The sequence below is a fragment of the Pseudoalteromonas sp. SG43-5 genome (assembly GCF_014164345.1).
Taxonomy (GTDB): Bacteria; Pseudomonadota; Gammaproteobacteria; order Enterobacterales; family Alteromonadaceae; genus Pseudoalteromonas; species Pseudoalteromonas distincta.
In genome coordinates this window covers 400,087-419,923 of sequence record NZ_JACJFA010000002.1, presented here as the reverse complement: position 1 = coordinate 419,923, position 19,837 = coordinate 400,087, and the positions used below count along the sequence as shown (strand labels likewise).

Annotated in this window: 16 protein-coding genes; 12 read left to right on the top strand and 4 right to left on the bottom strand. The window is 38.0% G+C overall.

Annotation, left to right across the window (positions count from 1 at the left end):
• Nucleotides 1-225 precede the first annotated feature (225 nt).
• The 8 genes from H5161_RS04125 (at nucleotide 226) to H5161_RS04090 (ending at nucleotide 9,474) form a co-directional block, all read left to right on the top strand.
• A complete protein-coding gene (locus H5161_RS04125; protein WP_182693008.1) occupies nucleotides 226-777 on the top strand; it encodes a hypothetical protein in 552 nt (183 codons plus the stop codon).
• 25 nt (nucleotides 778-802) lie between these two features.
• Nucleotides 803-1,285: a hypothetical protein gene (locus H5161_RS04120; protein ID WP_182725348.1), complete on the top strand. Its 483-nt coding sequence runs from the start codon at nucleotides 803-805 to the stop codon at nucleotides 1,283-1,285.
• 269 nt (nucleotides 1,286-1,554) lie between these two features.
• Complete coding sequence (locus tag H5161_RS04115) at nucleotides 1,555-2,511, top strand: phosphotransferase (RefSeq protein WP_182768741.1); 957 nt, start codon at nucleotides 1,555-1,557, stop codon at nucleotides 2,509-2,511.
• 146 nt (nucleotides 2,512-2,657) lie between these two features.
• Nucleotides 2,658-3,287 (top strand): uracil phosphoribosyltransferase, encoded by a 630-nt coding sequence (upp, locus tag H5161_RS04110; protein ID WP_002958676.1) that lies wholly within the window; start codon nucleotides 2,658-2,660, stop codon nucleotides 3,285-3,287.
• Between the two features lie 10 nt (nucleotides 3,288-3,297).
• Entirely contained in the window at nucleotides 3,298-4,536 is a 1,239-nt protein-coding gene (locus H5161_RS04105; protein ID WP_149593033.1) for a uracil-xanthine permease family protein, read from the top strand.
• A gap of 145 nt (nucleotides 4,537-4,681) precedes the next feature.
• A complete protein-coding gene (locus H5161_RS04100; RefSeq protein WP_149603638.1) occupies nucleotides 4,682-6,427 on the top strand; it encodes an HAD-IIB family hydrolase in 1,746 nt (581 codons plus the stop codon).
• On the top strand, nucleotides 6,420-7,640 hold the full coding sequence (locus H5161_RS04095; RefSeq protein WP_182768740.1) for a glycosyl transferase: 1,221 nt from the start codon (nucleotides 6,420-6,422) through the stop codon (nucleotides 7,638-7,640). The genes H5161_RS04100 and H5161_RS04095 overlap by 8 nt, the downstream gene beginning before the upstream one ends.
• Nucleotides 7,641-7,695: 55 nt before the next feature.
• A complete protein-coding gene (locus H5161_RS04090) occupies nucleotides 7,696-9,474 on the top strand; it encodes a sugar phosphorylase (RefSeq protein ID WP_182747277.1) in 1,779 nt (592 codons plus the stop codon).
• Between the two features lie 422 nt (nucleotides 9,475-9,896).
• Here the strand turns inward: H5161_RS04090 and H5161_RS04085 are convergent, their stop codons facing one another.
• Both H5161_RS04085 and H5161_RS04080 read right to left on the bottom strand, forming a co-directional pair.
• Entirely contained in the window at nucleotides 9,897-12,737 is a 2,841-nt protein-coding gene (locus H5161_RS04085; RefSeq protein ID WP_182768739.1) for a TonB-dependent receptor domain-containing protein, read from the bottom strand.
• Nucleotides 12,738-13,285: 548 nt separating this feature from the next.
• Complete coding sequence (locus H5161_RS04080) at nucleotides 13,286-16,138, bottom strand: TonB-dependent siderophore receptor (protein WP_154902891.1); 2,853 nt, start codon at nucleotides 16,136-16,138, stop codon at nucleotides 13,286-13,288.
• A 549-nt stretch (nucleotides 16,139-16,687) separates the two neighbouring features.
• Between H5161_RS04080 and H5161_RS04075 the strand changes: the two genes are divergently transcribed.
• Complete coding sequence (locus H5161_RS04075) at nucleotides 16,688-17,077, top strand: cytochrome b562 (protein ID WP_154902890.1); 390 nt, start codon at nucleotides 16,688-16,690, stop codon at nucleotides 17,075-17,077.
• An 83-nt stretch (nucleotides 17,078-17,160) separates the two neighbouring features.
• On the top strand, nucleotides 17,161-17,547 hold the full coding sequence (locus H5161_RS04070) for an OsmC family protein (RefSeq protein ID WP_182768738.1): 387 nt from the start codon (nucleotides 17,161-17,163) through the stop codon (nucleotides 17,545-17,547).
• A gap of 63 nt (nucleotides 17,548-17,610) precedes the next feature.
• Here H5161_RS04070 and ykgO read toward each other — a convergent pair whose 3' ends face one another.
• The gene (gene ykgO, locus H5161_RS04065) at nucleotides 17,611-17,745 is read right to left on the bottom strand and encodes a type B 50S ribosomal protein L36 (RefSeq protein ID WP_002958669.1); all 135 of its coding nucleotides are present in this window, start codon (nucleotides 17,743-17,745) and stop codon (nucleotides 17,611-17,613) included.
• The gene (locus H5161_RS04060) at nucleotides 17,742-18,008 is read right to left on the bottom strand and encodes a type B 50S ribosomal protein L31 (protein ID WP_182768737.1); all 267 of its coding nucleotides are present in this window, start codon (nucleotides 18,006-18,008) and stop codon (nucleotides 17,742-17,744) included. Before H5161_RS04060 ends, ykgO begins: the two co-directional genes overlap by 4 nt.
• Before the next feature lie 241 nt (nucleotides 18,009-18,249).
• Between H5161_RS04060 and H5161_RS04055 the strand changes: the two genes are divergently transcribed.
• Nucleotides 18,250-18,519 (top strand): hypothetical protein, encoded by a 270-nt coding sequence (locus H5161_RS04055; RefSeq protein WP_039487544.1) that lies wholly within the window; start codon nucleotides 18,250-18,252, stop codon nucleotides 18,517-18,519.
• Between the two features lie 323 nt (nucleotides 18,520-18,842).
• On the top strand, nucleotides 18,843-19,805 hold the full coding sequence (locus H5161_RS04050) for a sensor domain-containing diguanylate cyclase (protein WP_182768736.1): 963 nt from the start codon (nucleotides 18,843-18,845) through the stop codon (nucleotides 19,803-19,805).
• The last annotated feature ends 32 nt before the right edge of the window (nucleotides 19,806-19,837 follow it).

The following is a 19,837-nucleotide window of genomic DNA, read 5'->3' as shown; positions in this document are numbered from 1 at the left end:
AGAGGAGCCTTCAATCAATCGAACTACTGTATAAAAGGCTTTGGTTGCAGCCAAAGCTTGGGCCTCACATTACCCGAACTTGGTTAAAGTATTAATTAATTTATGGGTTTATTATCCATACAAGAACATCAAACGGAAAATTTACAGTTGGCTCTTTTTCGTTCCTCAAAATTTTAGCCAACTATAATTTTCCGCTTATGTAAGCGTTAGCTTGAAGGGAGGCGTATGTTTTCAAATATGAAACTTAGTCATTTAGTATTGCTACTAAGTTCGACTTTCACAGCAGGGAGTTTCGCTAACGTATGCTCAAGTGATGAGCTTATTCAAATCAATAATTATATTTATGACGTTAAGAACCTATCAAAAAGTTATCACTCTGCTGATCGAATAGATGAATATCATGATTACTTAACTGCAATGGAAAGGTATAAGAAATCAATTCCAGAGTGGAATGATAAACAAGCCTTAATTAACGCGTTCAGTTCTTCCTTAATTCTGTATCCTGCTTTTTACCAAGTTTCTTCTGTTACACACGTTAAAATGCAACGCACAGAAAACCAAACCTCTTTGACTTTAAAAATCAATCGCAATGAAGCTAAGGGAGTTGATTCGTTAAGTGTGTCTTTTAACCCAACAAATAATAAGATAATTGGTGCACTATTTTATTCTGATGAAAAATTTGAGAGCGGAGATATATGCAAAAAAGAAATGGGACTAGAGTATATTCAAGCTAACAAGCAAATGCAGCCGACGCCAAACAACGGCTCGACTGATTAGCGCGTTATGTAACCAAGGAAGAATCGTGAAATTCTGGAGAAACTCGTCCACAGAACATTATCCAATGTGGAAAGCATTCTTAATGTACATCTGGGTAATACCTGGAGTTCCGATAGGAACCTTTTTAGGTGTTTATTTCTTAGAGGCTCGTAATAGGAGTGATGATGAATTATTACTTAGCTTGCTTAACTATCGTTTAGATTTTACTTTGATTATTTTATTTGGTGTTGGTTTTATCCTTTGGGTTTGGTCTATGAGAGCCTTAAGTAAGCCTGTTTTTCAAATTCATCAAAATAGGTTGTACTTTTACGGTCATGGCTTTTTTAAAGATGACATTGCACTTGATTCACTTCAAGAAATACGCTCCTATAATCTTGGTCCGCTGGGTCACCTAATAGACTTTAAATCTAAAGTCGGTATTACCTTTAGATCTTTTGCTTTTCTATCAAACATTAATAAAAGTAAATTAGAAAAGTTTTTTGAGGAAAGTGGTATAAAGGTTACATAACAAACCATTCAAGCAGGACATTGCTCCTCACCCGTTTTAGTGGACACCTCCTCATCACTTTGAAGAGGCTAAAATGCCTAATATACTCAACCTAGGAAGACATGGTTTTATCCAGTTAATTTTAAAATCAAAGTGTTGTGGCATAGTGATTTTGGCCACTATTTACATACAAACTTGTATAAAACCAAGTGGAGCTTTCTTATGCCTTAGTTTTATTAAAAACGTCCACTAATGTTAAACTACAAAAAACTTAATTACTTAATATAGCTATGGCATTTTACATTCCGTTATTACAACCTCATTTTAAGCACATTGAAATTGGCGATACGCTTACATCACTTTGGAGTGGATGTGGCAGTATTGTACAGTGCCAGCTTGATGATAAAGCCTGTGTTATTAAAGCTATTAAAATACCCAGTTATGTACACCATCCTAAAATTAAACAAAGCGAATTTGCGCTTAAAAGAAAGCAGCACTCATATAGTGTTGAATACACATTTTATAAGCTTTATAGCCAGCATTTACCAGTACATGCGCAAAGTATTGAATGTATAGGTGCAATTAATAAAGATGATGAATATGCGCTGGTGTTTAAGGATTTCACCAAACATGGGTTTACTCAAGCAGGGCCACAACATGTTAAAGCTATATTAAGGTGGCTTGCACACTTTCATGCGTTTAACTTAAGTAAACCCGCTGAAGGGTTATGGCAGCAAGGCAACTACTGGCATTTAAGCACGCGCCCAGATGAGTTTAATAAACTAAAAGATAACCTTGATAAAAAGTCCGATATTAAAAATGCTGCACATAAAATAGATGAGCAGCTACAAAGTTGTGCGCATAAAACGCTGATTCATGGCGATGCAAAACTTTCTAACTTTGCAGCAAATGAGCGCGATGAAATACTCGGTTATGATTTTCAATATATAGGAGCAGGTTCTGGGATAATTGATGTAATGTATTTTATGACCAGTTGCTTAAGTGATGCACAATTACACGAGTGCGCTGATGAGTATCTTGCGTATTATTTTGATAATTTAAAGGCTGCTATTACTACTTATCATCCTACAGCACCAGCAGTTAAAATAGCTGACGATTGGCTCGCTTTATGGCCTGCTGCATGGGCTGACTTTTATCGATTTTTAGCTGGCTGGAGCCCCGAGCACCAAAAAATAAATAGTTATATGCAACAGCAAGTAAACAGCTGGTTAGCGGGTAACATTTAATAAACAGGTTTTGCTAATCTCTTGCATAAATATCAAGCAAAACAATACATTTTGGCACGATGTATGAAAATCTCTTTAAAACTACAGGTCAAATGACCTTTTTTAATATAAAATACTGCAAATTCTTGTATCAGTAGGTTTACATCATGGCAATTCACGTTATTTCTCACCCTCTTGTTCAACATAAACTAGGCCTAATGCGAGCGCATGGTATTAGTACTAAAAGCTTTCGTGAATTATGTTCTGAAGTTGGAACCTTATTAACCTACGAAGCAACTAAAAACCTACAGTTAGAAGATAACGAAATTACAGGCTGGGATGGCAATAAATTAAAAGTAGAGCATATTAAAGGTAAAAAAATTACCGTAGTGCCTATTTTGCGTGCTGGTCTTGGCATGATGGACGGTGTTATGCAGTTATTACCAGCCGCTAAAGTAAGTGTTGTTGGTCTTGAACGTAACGAAGAAACGCTAGAGCCAGTACCATATTTTGAAAAGCTCGTTGGTAATATTGATGAGCGCTTAAGCTTAGTTATTGACCCTATGCTTGCAACAGGTGGCTCAATGATTGCCACAATCGATATGCTTAAAAAAGCAGGCTGTAAAGAAATCAAAGTAATTGTATTAGTAGCTGCACCAGAAGGTGTGGAAAAAACACTTACAGCACATCCCGACGTAGAAATATTTACAGCCTCTGTAGATAGCCACTTAAACGAAAAGGGCTATATTATCCCTGGTTTAGGCGATGCGGGCGACAAAATATTCGGTACTGTTTAGGAGTCTTTAAGTGCAAAATAATGACACCTTTTCAATAAAAACTATTTTAACGGGCGCGCAAATGCTGTTTGTAGCATTTGGTGCACTGGTATTAGTGCCACTTTTAACGGGCTTGGATCCTAATGTTGCGCTTTTTACCGCTGGCATTGGTACTTTGCTGTTTCAGGTAGTGACTAAAGGCCAAGTGCCTATATTTTTAGCTTCATCATTTGCTTTTATTGCACCCATTATTGCCGCTGTGCAAATGTGGGGCGTGCCAGCCACTATGGGCGGCTTAATGGTAGCGGGCTTTGCTTATATGCTTTTAAGTTTATTAGTAAAATTTAAGGGCGTTGCAACGCTTCATAAAATTTTACCGCCTGTGGTTGTAGGCCCTGTAATTATGGTTATTGGTTTAGCGCTTGCACCTGTTGCTGTAAATATGGCGATGGGTAAAAGTGGCGACGGAAGTATTCAAATTATTGATTACAACAGTGCTATTTATATTTCGTTGTTCTCGTTAGTGGTTACGCTTATTTTTGCAGTGTGGGGAAAAGGCGTATTTAAGCTTATACCTATTCTGGCAGGGGTTGTTGCGGGTTATTGTTTATCGCTTGGTATGGGCGTTGTGCAATTTGATGCAGTAACTAACGCACAGTGGTTTGCTGTACCAAACTTCACATGGCCTGAGTTTAAATGGCAGGCTATTTTGTTTATGGTGCCTGTAGCAATAGCACCTGCAATTGAGCATATTGGCGATATGATGGCTATTAGCCAAGTAACCAATAAAGACTTTTTGAAAAAGCCTGGACTTCACCGTACTTTGTTTGGTGACGGCCTTGCGACGTCTGCCGCATCATTATTTGGCGGCCCGCCTAACACAACTTACTCAGAGGTAACGGGAGCAGTTATGCTTACCAAAAACTTCAATCCTAAAGTAATGATGTGGACAGCCATTATCGCCATTATTTTAGCCTTTGTTGCTAAAATGGGATCTGGCTTACAGACTATACCTGTACCTGTAATGGGCGGCATTATGATTCTACTTTTTGGCTCTATTGCTGTAGTGGGTTTAAATACATTAGTTAAGTCGGGCGATGATTTAACAGCACCACGCAACTTAAGTATTGTTGCACTTATTTTGGTGTGCGGTATTGGCGGTATGCATATAGGTGGTAGCCAATTTAGTTTAGAGGGCGTAAGTTTATGCGCTATTTTAGGCATTGTACTCAACCTTGTATTACCTAAGGCGCAGCCTCAAGAGAGTTAATAGTGCACGTAAGTTAAAAATATTGCACCAAAATAGCGCATTTTCAATGCGCTATTTTTTTAACCTATTAATAAATATACAAAAATAATAATGGTCTAGTATCTGCATTTAATTTCCAGAACGCATCGTATGCAAAGGAGTTACTATGTCAGAGGCCAATATTGTGGATATAACCCCGTTTTTAGCAAAACACCAACTGCCTTTAAAGTATCAATATTTGAGTGAGCAATATTTTGTTCCACTTGCGCATGACATCCTCGAATCTAAAAAAACAAATACTCCTATTTTTGTTGCCATAAATGGATGCCAGGGCTCAGGAAAAACAACACTCGCAGATTTTTTAGTTACGTGGTTTTCTAAAAACACACCACTTAACAGTGTTGCATTGTCTATTGATGACTTTTATTTAGCAAAACAAGCACGTACTGAGCTTGCCAAAGACGTACATCCTCTTTTTACTACTCGCGGAGTACCGGGTACTCACGACGTAGCGTTAATGAATAGCACAATAACTAATTTACTGGCAGGAGAGGTAAACGTACCGCTTCCCCGTTTTAATAAACACGAAGACGACTGCGTGCCAACAAGTGATTGGCTAACAAATGAAAAGCCAGTTGATATTGTTATTTTAGAAGGGTGGTGCGTGGGCAGTGAGCCACAACCGCTGTTTTCATTGAGTGAGCCGCTTAACGAGTTAGAGCAACAGTTTGATAAAGAAGGCGTTTGGCGCCGCTGTGTAAATAGCTGTTTGGCAAATGAATATAAAGCCGTTTTTAACCTAATTGATTATACCGTTATGCTAAAAGCACCGAGTTTTAGTGATGTTTTTACATGGCGACAAGAGCAAGAACAAAAGCTAATAGCCAAAAAAGGTGAAGGCTCAGGCACCATGACTAACGAGCAATTGGTGTATTTTATTTCTCATTTTGAGCGCATTACGCGTGAGAACTTAAACACACTGAGCGCTAAAGCAAATGCTTTAATTGAACTTGATAGCAACCGAGATATTAGTGGTATGCACCTAACAAGTGATGACACCCTTCAACCTATTATTTTTACAGATTTGGACGGTACATTACTCGATCACGCCGATTACAATACAAATAATATCAGTGAGTTATTACAGCAGCTGCAAAATGCGCATATTCCGGTGGTGTTTAATACCAGCAAAACTTTTTGCGAAGTTATAGAGCTTAAAAACGATTTAAATATTCAACAGCCTTTTATTGTCGAAAACGGTGCAGCGGTATTTATTCCAGAAGACTATTTTGAATTAAAGCCAATTGGTTGTAAAAAAGTAGGCGCTTATTGGTGCTACGCAATGGCAAAGCCGTTATCGAGTTTATTAAATGATTTAAATACTTTAAAGGCGGATTATAAAGCGCATTACAAATTGTTTAGTGACTTATCGAGTGAGCAAATATCAGAGCTTACCGGGCTAAACGATGCACAAGCAAGACGCGCACAAACTCGCGATTATTCAGACCCTCTTTATTGGTATGGCAATGACGAATTACTCACAGCCTTTGTAAACGATGTTGAAGCACTCGGCTACGATATAAAAATTGGCGGACGCTTCATTCATATTGCCAAAAATACCGATAAAAGCGCTGCACAGCAGTGGTTAGTTAAACAGTTTACCCATCATTTCAGAAAGCCTCTCACGGTTATAGCACTGGGTGATAGCGATAACGATAAGCAAATGTTAGAACACGCAAATATCGCCATTATTATTGCCAATCCGGCGAGTAAAAAGCCGGTTAAATTGTCGCACAACAAAGCACGATATTCTCAATCACCAGCACCGCTGGGCTGGATTGAAGAAATAACGTCGTTGCCGTGTATTAGCAGTATTTTAAGTATTTCTGAGGAGCAAACATCTCATGGCTGATTTTTATCAGAATGGCATTATTACAACACTACATAATATTGCCGACAGACCAATAGAAGACCTAGAAAAAGAGCTACTTACTTTTAGTAAGCAGCGCCCTATGGGGTTAATACTTCCTTCGTTATTTAGTGAACTTGAAGGCCCTGCGCTGCAAAATATAGTTAGTGAATTACGCGAAGTACCATATTTATCACAAATTACGATAGGCTTAGATAGAGCCGACGAAGCACAATACCGTCATGCACTAGGCTTTTTTAAAGATCTAAACCAAAATCATAAAGTATTATGGAACGACGGCCCACGCTTACAAGCACTAGATAAAGAATTACAAGAGCTAGGTGTTGCCCCACGCGAGCTGGGTAAAGGGCGTAATGTGTGGTACTGCATGGGCTATAAATTAGCAACAGCAGAAGTAGAGTCTATCGCGCTGCATGATTGCGATATTTTAACCTACGACAGAAGCCTACTTGCTCGCTTAATTTACCCCGTTGCGCATCCGCGTTTTAACTATGAATTTTGTAAAGGGTTTTACCCGCGTACTGCTAATGGCAAAATTAATGGCCGTGTATCGCGCTTATTAGTAACGCCATTGCTTCGCTCATTTAAAACAATTTTAGGCAATACCGACTACCTTGAATATATGGACTCTTTTAGATACCCACTTGCAGGTGAGTTTTCGTTTAGACGCGATGTATTAAACGATATTCGTATCCCAAGTGATTGGGGCCTTGAAATAGGTGTACTGAGTGAAATGTATCGTAACTATTCGCATAACCGCTTGTGCCAAGTAGATATTGCCGATAATTATGACCATAAGCACCAAGAACTTTCACTTGATGATCAAAGTGCAGGTTTGTCTAAAATGTCGATTGATATTACTAAGGCATTGTTTAGAAAGCTGGCGACTCAAGGTGTTACTTTTACCAGCGAAACAATTCGTTCATTAAAAGCGACTTATTACCGTATCGGTTTAGATTTTATAGAAACGTATCATAACGACGCGCTAATGAACGGGTTAACGCTTGATGTACACCAAGAAGAAAAAGCAGTAGAAATGTTTGCACAAAATATTATGGAAGCAGGGCAACACTTTTTAGAAAACCCAATGGAAGCGCCATTTGTGCCAAGTTGGAACCGTGTTGTATCAGCAATGCCAGACGTACTTGAGCGCTTAAAAGAAGCCGTAGAGCTAGATAACGAAGAATATAGTTAACCTGCGTGCAGGTTAACTAGCCTATAAGTCTAAACAATAAATATTAGGGGCGCATGTGAGCACAGTTAGCGAATTATTTTTACAACGAGTAGAGCAACATCTTCATATTATTTATGAGGGTGTTGAGCTGCCTTTATCGGTTACTGAGCTTGCTCAGCAACTCATTAAAATTATATTAGGTAGCAATGCACTGCGCGACCCGACACCCCATACAAACCGGTGGGATGAACAAGATATAGTATTGATTGCTTATGGCGACTCTATTATTAAACACGATGATAGTGAATTTGCCGTATCGAGCCCAATGGAGGCACCGCTTAAAACACTACACAGGTTTATAAAAGAGCAATGTGATATGCAGTTAAATGCGCTGCACATATTGCCATTTTACCCGTACAGCTCAGACGAAGGCTTTGCCGTAATGAACTACGTGCAAGTGAATGAGTCCTTGGGTGATTGGGGAGATATTCAAAATATCGCTAAAGATGTAAAGCTAATGGCGGATTTGGTTATTAACCATTGCTCAAGCAGAAGTGTATGGTTTGAGAACTTTTTAAATGATTTACACCCGGGTAAAGATTATTTCAAAACGGCGAGCTTAACGGATGATTTAAGCCAAGTTGTACGCCCGCGAACCTCATCGTTATTAAATACTGTAACAACGCCAAGCGGTGAAAAGCACGTATGGTGTACGTTTAGTCACGATCAGGTTGATTTTGACTTTGGCAATCCTGATGTACTTAAAGAGTTTGTGGGAATAATTAGGCATTATTTAGACAATGGCGTGCGTTTGTTTAGGCTTGATGCGGTTGCATTTTTGTGGAAACAGCTTAATACAAGTTGTATTAACTTGCCGCAAACACATGAAGCCGTAAGGCTAATGCGAACACTTATTGAGCACGCAGAGCCGAGCGTAGTTATAATTACCGAAACCAATATTCCAAATCAAGAAAACCTGTCTTATTTTGGTAATGCCAACGAAGCGCACAGTATTTATAACTTTGCACTGCCGCCTTTATTGCTTCATACATTACTTAGTGGCGATAGCACTGCAATTAAGCATTGGATGATGAGCATGCCGCCTGCGCAAAATGGTACGGCATACTTTAATTTTATAGCCTCGCACGATGGAATAGGGCTCAGACCAATTGAAGGTTTATTACAACCCAGTGAAGTGGCGTCACTTGTAAGTACCACTATGCAATTTGGTGGTCGTGTATCTATGCGAACCAGTAACGATGGAACGCATACACCGTACGAGCTAAATATTGCTTTATTTGATGCTCTCCAAGGGACGCACAATGGCCCAGATAAGTTTGGCCTGGAGCGGTTTATGTGTGCTCACGCAATTATGTTTGCGCTTGAAGGTATCCCAGGGCTTTATATTCATAGTTTGTTGGGTACAACTAACGATTACGAACGCTTTGAAAACTCTCAGCATAACCGTGCTATTAACCGCCATCGTTGGCAAGAGTCAAAGCTACTGGCGGCAATTGGTGAAAAGTACAGTCATCATCATAAAGTGTTTAACGGCATAAAAAGTTTATTGGCAGTACGCAAAAAGCAAAGTGCCTTCCACCCAAATGCTACACAGTTTACGCTGCATTTAGCGGGGGGATTATTTGGTTTTTGGCGACAAAGTATAGACAGACGCCAAAGCATATTTTGTGTTTATAACATTAGCGATAAACCACAAACACTTACATTAGCCGACTTAAACTTAATTAACACCCAAAAGTGGTTTGATTTGGTGGCAGATAAAACGATTGAAGAAAGCCAATTAACAATAGAGCTAGAACCATACCAAAGCGTGTGGCTGAGTAATATTAAATAAAATGTATTAAAAAAGGCTCGCACTGCGAGCCTTTGTTTTAACTAGGGCGTGTTGATCTTTGTGGATTGAAATTTGTTCAATCTAGGGGCGATTAAATCGCGACGCGAGGTTTGTAACCTAGTGGGCTCGGTAACTGCTCCTGCGTTACCCTACTGGCTTACATCTATGTAAGAATAAGTAAAAACCGAGCAAAGCTTCCGCGTCCTGCTCACGCCCCTTACCTACATCCATGTAGGCAACAAAGAGTTAATCGCCCCTAGAAAGAACCCTTCGGGCAGCGCATGTTTGGTATTTATGCTGCGTTATCGCCTATTTATGGGGAATAACCACACTACATAGGCTCTGCCTTGCCTAAAAACCAAACATACTGCTGCAAATTCACCCACCAATGATCAACACGCCCTAATAAGTTATTTTATTAATTATAAGCTGTAGCTTAAGTTAATGTAGCCAAAGCGGCCAATGTTATCGTAACTTGCGCTACCCGCGCTTGTACCACGTGAACCGTACGGAAGTTTACGATTAAATAGATTATCAACACCTACTTTAACGCCTAAGCCGCTATCGAAGTTGTAACCAACAGTCATATCGGTAATAAAGTATTTACCGTAAGACATTTGGTTACTTGGGTTCGAGTTACTTTCAAGCTCAACATTTGTATATAAATCTACTTCACTTAAAAAGCGTGTTTCAACTGTTGAGAAAAAGTTATCCATAACATAGCTTACAGATAAGTTAGTTTGCCACTTAGCTTCACCTGTAGTACCTGCGTATTCAATGTAGTTACTAGGGTCGTCTTGGAACGGGTAATCTTTACGTTCAATTAAGTAAGTACCAATTAAGCGGGTTTTGAAGCTACCTTCAAGCGCGTCAAAGTCGTAACCTAGTTCAAAATCTATCCCTGATGCTTTTTGGCCAGCAACATTTAATACAGAGTTTTGTATTAAAGTAATTTCACCATTAGCATTACGTGTAATTAAGTTACAGTACTGATTGTTTATACCTGTTGCGCTATCAACACAGCGATCAAGAATGTCTTGCGCGTTAATTGTGTCAATTGCATCTTCAAGTTCAATTTCCCAGTAATCAATAGTAAGTAGCGCGTTTTCTAAAAACTCTGGTTGGTAAACAATGCCTACAGTTGTACTTGTTGACTCTTCGCCTTTAACATCGCGGTTACCACTGCTTAAACCATCTAAAGAGGCTGAATCGTAATCTGAATTAAAGTCACTCGCTACGCCTAATGCGGCACAGTTTGCAGTACGTGTTGCACCGTTTGATAAGTCACCTAAGTTTTCAGCACGACACGGGTCGTCTACATTGTAGAAAGTTTGACTCGGTGCACCAAATACTTCACTAATGTTTGGCGCACGAAGTGCTGCAGATTGTGTTACACGTACACGTAGCTCATCATTTACAGTCCAATCAAGACCAAGTTTCCAGCTAGTTGCTTCGCCAATAGTACTGTAGTCAGCATGACGTACTGCAGTGTCAAATACTAAATCTTGAATAAGCGGCAAATCAGTTAAAATTGGCATCGTCGCTTCAAAAAATACTTCGCGTACGTTGAACGAGCCTTTATCTTCGCCCAGTGCGTTAAAGAAAGTACCTTCTGCGTTATCTGGCTCTTTTGTTTCGCTTTCTTCTTTACGGTACTCGGCACCAAATGCAACACCTACATAGCCTGCTGGTAATTCAAAAATAGCGCCATTAGCAAGTGAGCCAGAAACAACCGTTTGCTTAATTGTTGAGGTACCAACTGATACTGTATTTATGTAATCAATAGCTTGTTGAGATGGTGCGCCAAAACCCATAATGTTTACAGGCACACATCCGTCAGCTTGTGCAGCAGCACTACGACATACTACGTTACCATTTGTATCTTCAACGGCATCAAGTGCATTAAAGTAGTTGGCTAAAATCATGTTAGCGCCGTTTTCACGCTCAAGATCAGTTTGGCCATAAACAACTGATGTATCTAATTCCCAATCTTCAAATACAGTCCCTTTTAAGCCGGTAACAAAGCGCGTTGTTTCACGCGTATTGTTTTCAATGCGGCGGCCAAGGTCGGTCATCATGCGGTTAACCATGATCGAATCAACACCTTCCTCTTCCATACGTGCTTTGATGGCTGGGTCTAGGTAAGGGTTGTCGATTTTAATGCTATTGTCGCTGTCGAAAAAGAAAAATGCAGGTTGGCCTATGCTTTCGCCTTGGCTGTTTACGTATTTTGCATCAAAGTAGACATTTAAGTCGTCGGTAACATCGTAGTTAACTTTAAAGTTTACGTTGTAGCGCTCGAACTCAGGTTGAATCTCTTCAAATTGACCAAGATTAAACGAATCACAGTTTGCACATGACAAGCCATCTACATTATCACCTATGTATAAGTCGCGAGCGCTACTGTCGGCGTTAAAGCTATTAGTATATCCATCTTCAAGTGCATAAACACCGGCGTTATTAATTGCGTAATAACCAGCATTAGGTGTTAAGATTTTGTCAGGGAAGGCTGCGCTATCTTTGTTTGCATCTGTTTGGGCTTGATTACGTAAACTACTAAACGAAGTACTAGTCCAAGGGTGGTCAAGTGCATTTAATGAATCTTGGCCAGAGTACTCAATAGCAAAAGCTGCATTACCACGGCCGTTATCAAAATTAGAGCCGTACGAGAACGTCGCTTTTTCGTTGTTGTAGCTGTTTAAATCGGCAAAACCTCGGGTAACACTAAAATCCATACCTTCAATGTTGTCTTTTAATATAAAGTTTACAACACCTGTTACCGCGTCAGCTCCATATACAGCGGATGCACCACCAGTGATAATTTCTACACGCTCGACCCATACACTTGGAATAGTATTGGTATCCACAGCTTGAGAACCTGCAGAGCTTGATACATGACGCTTACCATTTACAAGTACTAAGGTACGGTCTGTACCCATGTTACGTAAATCAAGAATATTTAAACCAGCAGTACCAATAAAACGGCCTGAGTTAGCCATAGAATATGTATTGCCAAGTGCTGGCAAATTGTTTAGCGCTTCACCAATGTTTACAGCGCCTGTATTAATTAGCTGCTCGCCACTTATAACTGTTACTGGTGCAGGTGCAATAGCACCTTCACGTAAAATACGTGAACCCGTTACTTCAACGCGTTCAATTTTTGTTGCTTGCTCATCTTGTGCAAGCACAGAGTTACTTGCTGTTGCAGCAGCAGTAATTAATGCACATTTAATGCTAGTAGAAAGTAAATTATGACGTTTCATGTGTTTCCCAAAGGACATTTTATAGTAATTTAATACAATATTTATTTTTACTTAATACAGTCTGTATTAGATAAAAACCTATAACTTTTTTATGAGGTCGGCGATTATTGCACGGGGAAACCAGTAATAGAAGAGAGGTAACTTGATGGATTCAAATGAGTTATTTCTGTATCAATTTTTATAAAGTTCAGTTTGTTGCGTTTTTTACATTTATAATTTTAATTATTTGATATGAGTTTGTAACTAAAAATAAGGTTTTTTATTGTCTATGCACTTTTCATTATCATGTAGTGTTTTTTGTTTTCATTTGAGTGTTAATAATGAACTTTTTTATGGCTTTCATATTAATTTTTTAGGAGAAGGTTAGTTAATTAATAAATTTTAATAGAAGGTTTATTAGTCTTTAATGTTTTATTTATGTAATTTCATGTTGTCGTGAAGTAATTTAAAATACGCTATTTTTGTTGCTAATAAATATAAAATGAGTAAATTTCATCTTTGAAAAGTAAAAAAGGCCCAGTTTATGGGCCTTTTATTAACAATAAAACTTACATTTTATATGAAAAAGTAATGTAACCAAAACGCCCTATATTATCGTAGCTAGCACTTCCGCTACCATCACCACGTGTACCATAAGGTAACTCACGATTGAATAGGTTATCTACACCCACTTTTAAGCCAACACCGTTATCAAAGTTATAACCGACTGTCATGTCAGTAATTATGTATGTACCAAAAGTAGTTAAACTATTTGGATTGGGGTTATCGCTTAAATCTTGATCTGTGTATAAGCTTACTTCTTCGATATAACGAGTGCTCAAAGATGTGTATAAGTTTTCGTAGCTGTATTCTATATTTAAGTTAGCTTGCCATTGCGCTTCACCTGTAACGCCCGCATATTCAATGTAGTCGCTAGGCTCATCTTGGAATGGGAACTCTTTACGCTCAATCAAATATGTACCAATAAAGCGTGTTTTAAAGCTACCTTCAAGCGCATCAAAGTCGTAACCTAATTCAAAGTCAACACCAGATGCTTCTTGACCTGACACATTAAGCACTGAGTTTTGAATTAACGAAATCTCACTGTTTGCATCACGTGTAATAAGACTACAATATTGATTTGAAATACCTGAGCCGCTATCAACACAACGATCTAGGATATCTTGCGCACTGATAGTCGAGATTGCATCTTCAAGCTCAATTTTCCAGTAATCGATAGTAAGTGTTGCGTTTTCAATAAACTCTGGTTGGTAAACTAGACCAATAGTAGTACTTGTAGATTCTTCACCCTTCACATCTCGGTTACCGCTTTGTAAACCTTCAAGTGTTTGTGAATCATAGTCAGAATCAAAACCTTCTGGCACACCTAATGCAGCACAGTTGGCACGGCGTGTACTACTGTTTTGTAAATCATTTAAGTTATCAGCTTGACAAGGATCGTCGACACTGTAGAAAGTTTGGCTCGGTGCACCAAAAATTTCACCAATATTTGGCGCTCTTAGCGCTTCTGATTGTGTTAAACGAAAACGAAGCTCATCGTTTAGAGTCCAATCAAGCCCTAATTTCCAGCTAGTTGCATCGCCAATTGTGCTGTAATCAGCGTAGCGTACAGCTGCATCCAGCACTAAGTCTTGAACAAATGGCATATCAGAAAGTAGTGGAATTGATACTTCTGTAAAAATTTCACTTACATCAAAGTCGCCTTTGTCTTCACCAAGTGCATTAAAGAATGTGCCTTCAGCATTATTTGGCTCTTTTGTTTCACTTTCTTCTTTACGGTATTCAACACCAAAAGCCATACCTACATAACCTGCAGGTAATTCAAATAATCCACCATTGGCCAAAGAAGCAGATACTACAGTTTGAGTGATTTCAGATGTACCTGTAGAAACAGTATTAATATAGTCAATTGCTTCATCACTTGGCGCACCAAAGCCCATAATATTTACAGGAACACAGCCTTCAGCTTGTGCTGCTTCACTTCTACATACAATATTACCATTGCCATCATCTACCGCATCAAGTGCGTTAGAGTAATTTTCAAGAATCATATTCGCGCCATTGACGCGTTCTAATTCTGTTTTACCACGTACAATAGATGCATCTAAATCCCAATCACTAAAGACCGTACCTTTAAGGCCAGCTACAAATCGTGTTGTTTCACGTGTATTGTTTTCAATGCGACGACCTAAATCAGTCATCATACGAAGTACATTTATTGATTCTACGCCTTCACCATCGTTAGCTTCTTCCATAAGCTTCTTAACACTTGGGTCTAAATATGCGTTATCAATTTGTATGGTATTACGTGGATCGCCAAAGAAAAATGCGGGTTGGCCAATGCTTTCACCTTCACTGTTTACGTATTTGGCTTCAAAATAAGCATTTAAATCGTCTGTTACATCATAGTTAACTTTAAAGTTAACATTGTAACGTTCGAATTTTGGTTGTATCTCGTCAAACTGGGCTAGGTTAAACGAATCACAATCTGCACATAGAAGACCGTCAACGTTGTCACCAGTATAAATGTCACGATGAGAGCCATCTGCATTAAATGTATTTACATAACCATTACCTAGGCTAAATACGCCTGCGTTATTAATTGCGTAGTAACCAGCATTTGGCGTATAAATCTTATCAGGAAAATTAGGGTCGTCTTTATTAGAATCGTTTTGGGCTTGGTTACGTAGACTTGAGTATGAACCATCAGTCCAAGGGTGATCTAACGCATTTAAAGAGTCTTGAGCTGAGTATTCAACTGCAAATGCAGCATTACCACGGCCATCATCAAAGTTCTTACCATATGAAAAGGTTGCCTTTTCATTGTTGTAATCACTTAAATCTGAAACGCCTTTAGTTACAGTAAAGTCTAAACCTTCAATATTATCTTTTAAAATAAAGTTAACAACACCTGTTACAGCATCAGCACCGTAAACAGCAGATGCACCGCCTGTTACAATTTCTACACGCTCAACCCATACGCTTGGTATAGTATTAGTGTCAACAGATTGTGAGCCAGCTGAGCTCGAAACATGGCGTTTACCATTTACAAGTACAAGCGTACGGTCAGTACCCATGTTACGTAAATCAAGAATATTAAGACCTGCAGTACCAATAAAGCGGCCTGAGTTTGCTAAAGAATATGTGTTACCTAGTGCTGGTAGTTTATTTAACGCTTCACCGATATTCACTGCACCAGTATTAAGAAGTTGTTCACCAGTAATTACAGTTACAGGTGCAGGTGCAATTGCACCAACTCGGCTGATTTTTGAACCTGTTACTTCAACTCGTTCTATTTTTGTATCCTCAGCATCTGCTGCAATAGAAGTATGCGCCAAACCAATTGCACTTAAACAGAGAGCTGTTTTTATGCCGCTTGAGAGCTGGTTATAAGATTTCATATTATCCCCTAGATGAATTAGTTGTTTTTTAAACTTAAGTGCAATATAAAATTCATGTTAGTAATTATTTGTATACAAAATTTACATTGCGCACCCAGATTTAACACTTGCAGTTTTTTAGGCAATGGATTATCGCTGAACCTACAAATAAAGAAGACAAGTGGGTTGTTAAAATGCAGTTAAAACAATGGTTTAAAATGTTTCGGTTAACTTCTTGTTTGCTCTATTGGCAATGTGTTTATATTTTGTATCTTGTTTGTCTTTTTTATTGTTTTTTACTTATTGATTTTTAAAAGTATAAATATTTATATGTTTATTTTCATGGTTTTATAGTTATGTTTTTGGGGATTGTTTTGTTACTTTTGAGGTTTGTATCGTATAGGGTTAGCTTGATAATTTATTTTCATAAATTCAAGATTAAGTTCTGTCTTTTACCGCTAATACAAACTGTAAAGGGGCTTTACAGATAGCTTCCAAAGTTCAAGCAGTAGAGTTACTTTTTTTACTTTAATTGATACAATTAGGCGTCTTTCATTCATAAGGTTGTTCATGAAATATTTCTTATTAAATATTGCGTTATTATTTAGCTCATTGGTTTTAGCCGAGGAACCTGTCGATCTTGAAATAAATATGAAAAATACGGGCCTTGCGTATAAACAAGCAGTACAGGCAACTCAACTTAGTGAATTTAATACTGCGATTGATGAATTTATAAAGCTAGTAAAAGTAAGTAAAACAGGTAAGTTTTACAAAAAGCCTGAGCAGTCATTGCAGGGCCTTGATAAAGTGATTGCCCAAGCTGAGCTTGCTAAAAAAGCAGCGAACGAGCAGGGTCTAAGTGCAGCAAAAGAACCGTTAAAAAATATAGATAATTTACGTAAAAAATATCATGAGCTACATGAGCCTCCAGGGTTCTTTGAATTACTGTTCGGTTCATAAACCTAAACTATATGTATCTTTAGTCGCTACTTTTAAGCTAACTGCGTTAAAAGTATCTGCAGCAATAAATATAAGGAAACACAATGGAAATTTCAGTTTCAATGTTAGAAGGCCAAAAGCAAAGCGCTAAATTTGGCGACCTAGAAGTAATCAGCGATCAAAGTGTAAACGCTGGTGGCAACGCAGAGCATCCAGAACCGTTTGATTACTTTTTAGTAAGTATGGTTTTATGTGCAGGTTTTTATGCACGTACATTTTGTGAGCAGCGTGATATTTCAACGCAAGGTATGACGCTTACTCAAAATAATGAAAATGTAGATGATAACGGTAAAAAGTTATTTTCAATTGAGATTAACCTACCAGACGGTTTTCCTGATAAATATAAAAAGGCGCTTATTGCAGCCGTTAATACCTGTACGGTAAAAAAAGTAATTCAGGCAGTGCCAGAGTTTTCAGTAGTGGTAAAATAATCCTCCCTAAATTAGGTAGCCTTAACAGGCTACCTAATTATGTATAGTGCCCCACGGCTTAACTTATTTCTTTTTCATTCCTTGTACTGCTTTAAAGCGTGGGTTGTTTTTGCAAATTACAAATACACGACCTTTGCGTTTTACAATTTGACACCCCGGGCGTTGCTTCGCACTTTTTAGGGAACTTAATACTTTCATACCTTTTCCTTTTTAACAGTCGATAAACTTTTAAAACGACGGTTAAACTTTGCAACACGGCCATCTGTAGCAACAGTTTTTTGCTTGCCTGTATAAAATGGATGTGAGTCACTTGATATGTCAATAGGTACATATGGATAAGTATTACCGTCTATTTCTACTGTGCGGCTTGTTTTAATGGTTGAGCCAATAATAAAGTAAGAATCGGCAGCAGTATCGTGAAAAGCAACCACTTGGTAATCAGGATGAATATTTGGTTTCATAATACGCCTCAACAAATGATATGTGATAATGTATCATTTTAATTTAACGTATTTATTCTCTCATTGCAAATTATTTAAATGTTCCTCAAAAGGGGCGTAATTGCTGGCTATTTGTGCAAACAAATCAAAAAATAAGCACTTAAATTAAAAATGCTGGCTATTGGCGTTTAGGCTGTTATAACTATATTTAAGAGTTAAAACGTTAACAAATACGGTTATAAAGTTATTACAGAGGTTATGTATGAGTGACGCAACACAACAACAAGAACAAATTGACCAAGGGGTGATGGAAACCCTAAGAGAGCGCGACCACAGTACCTTGGCGCAACAAGTAAATCCGTTAACCTGCAACCACAATGATATTGTAGAGTTACTAGCAAGGTATATGGCACTTAGTGAGCAAGAAGATGATGAGCTGTTTGATACTTGGTTTGATAACCTAACTAAAGAGCAACATACTGTTTTAAAAGTATTTGAAGTTTACCGTGGACAATATGAGCACCAAAATTAAAGTGTTTATTTTTGTAAGTATGCCAAATCCAGTGGTTATTTAAATAAAACTAAATAGCCACTACTACTTTTTAACTAGAAAGTAGTAATGTTGTATCAACCACTACTCCCACCTGTTTTCATCATAATTTTTTGCGGATTTAATCTTATCTTTATTTAGGTACGACTTACTGATATTCATAAGTATTTATTGCTATTTTAAGGTAATGTTCTAGTTTTAATAGACAGACTGTTTATAATTTAAATAAGTTTATGGGTTATATACTCGAAAATATTCGCTCCCATTTCGTAATTCATAAAACACTTAAAATTAATTGAGCTTTAATGATTAAACCTGAGATCCCAAGTAACGAAGCAGAGCGATTACATGCGTTAAAAACATTAAAAATTCTAGATACGTCGCATGAAGAGCGCTTTGATCGTGTTACTCGTATTGCCAAGCGTATGTTTAATGTTTCTATTTCATTGGTTACTTTAATTGACGAAGACCGCCAATGGTTTAAATCTAGGCAGGGGCTTGATGCGCCTGAGCTTCCTCGCGAAACCTCATTTTGTGGCCATACCATAAATCAAGACGAGCTCTTAATAATCCCAGATACAGCCCAGGATAAAAGGTTTTTTGATAACCCTTTTGTTACAGGCGATCCTAAAGTAAGCTTTTATGCTGGCTTTCCTTTAAAATTAAGGCAAGGGGTTATTATAGGCACTTTATGCCTTGCCGATAATAAACCTAGACACCTTAATGATGAAGAAAAACAATTACTAAGAGATTTAGGCACGTTGGTTGAGCAAGAGATTCAATCAATTCAACTAGCTACAATTGATGAGTTAACAAGAATCTCTAATCGACGTGGCTTTTTGAACCTTGCTGAGCATACGCTAAATGTATGTAGGCGAAACAAAGTATCAATGTCGTTTATATTGTTTGATCTTAATAAGTTTAAACAAATTAATGATGTTTATGGACACCACGAAGGCGATTTTGTATTGAATAAATTTGCGCAAATTATGCTTAGTTCATTTTGTGATTGTGAAGTAATAGGCAGACTTGGCGGAGATGAGTTTGTAGTAATGCTAAGTGATTTAGATGAAACAAAAGCTGAGTTTGTTTTACAAAGGTTTGCGGATGCAATTGCGCATGCCAATAATACCTTAAATAAGCCTTATAAAATCGATTACAGTGTAGGGGTAACACACTTTAAATACGATACAGGTAAATCGGTTGAGGATATGATTCAAGATGCTGATGTTGCAATGTATCAGCAAAAAAAGCAGCAATCACTTTAGTGAGCTATTTAGTTTAATTGCTGCTTGAACTT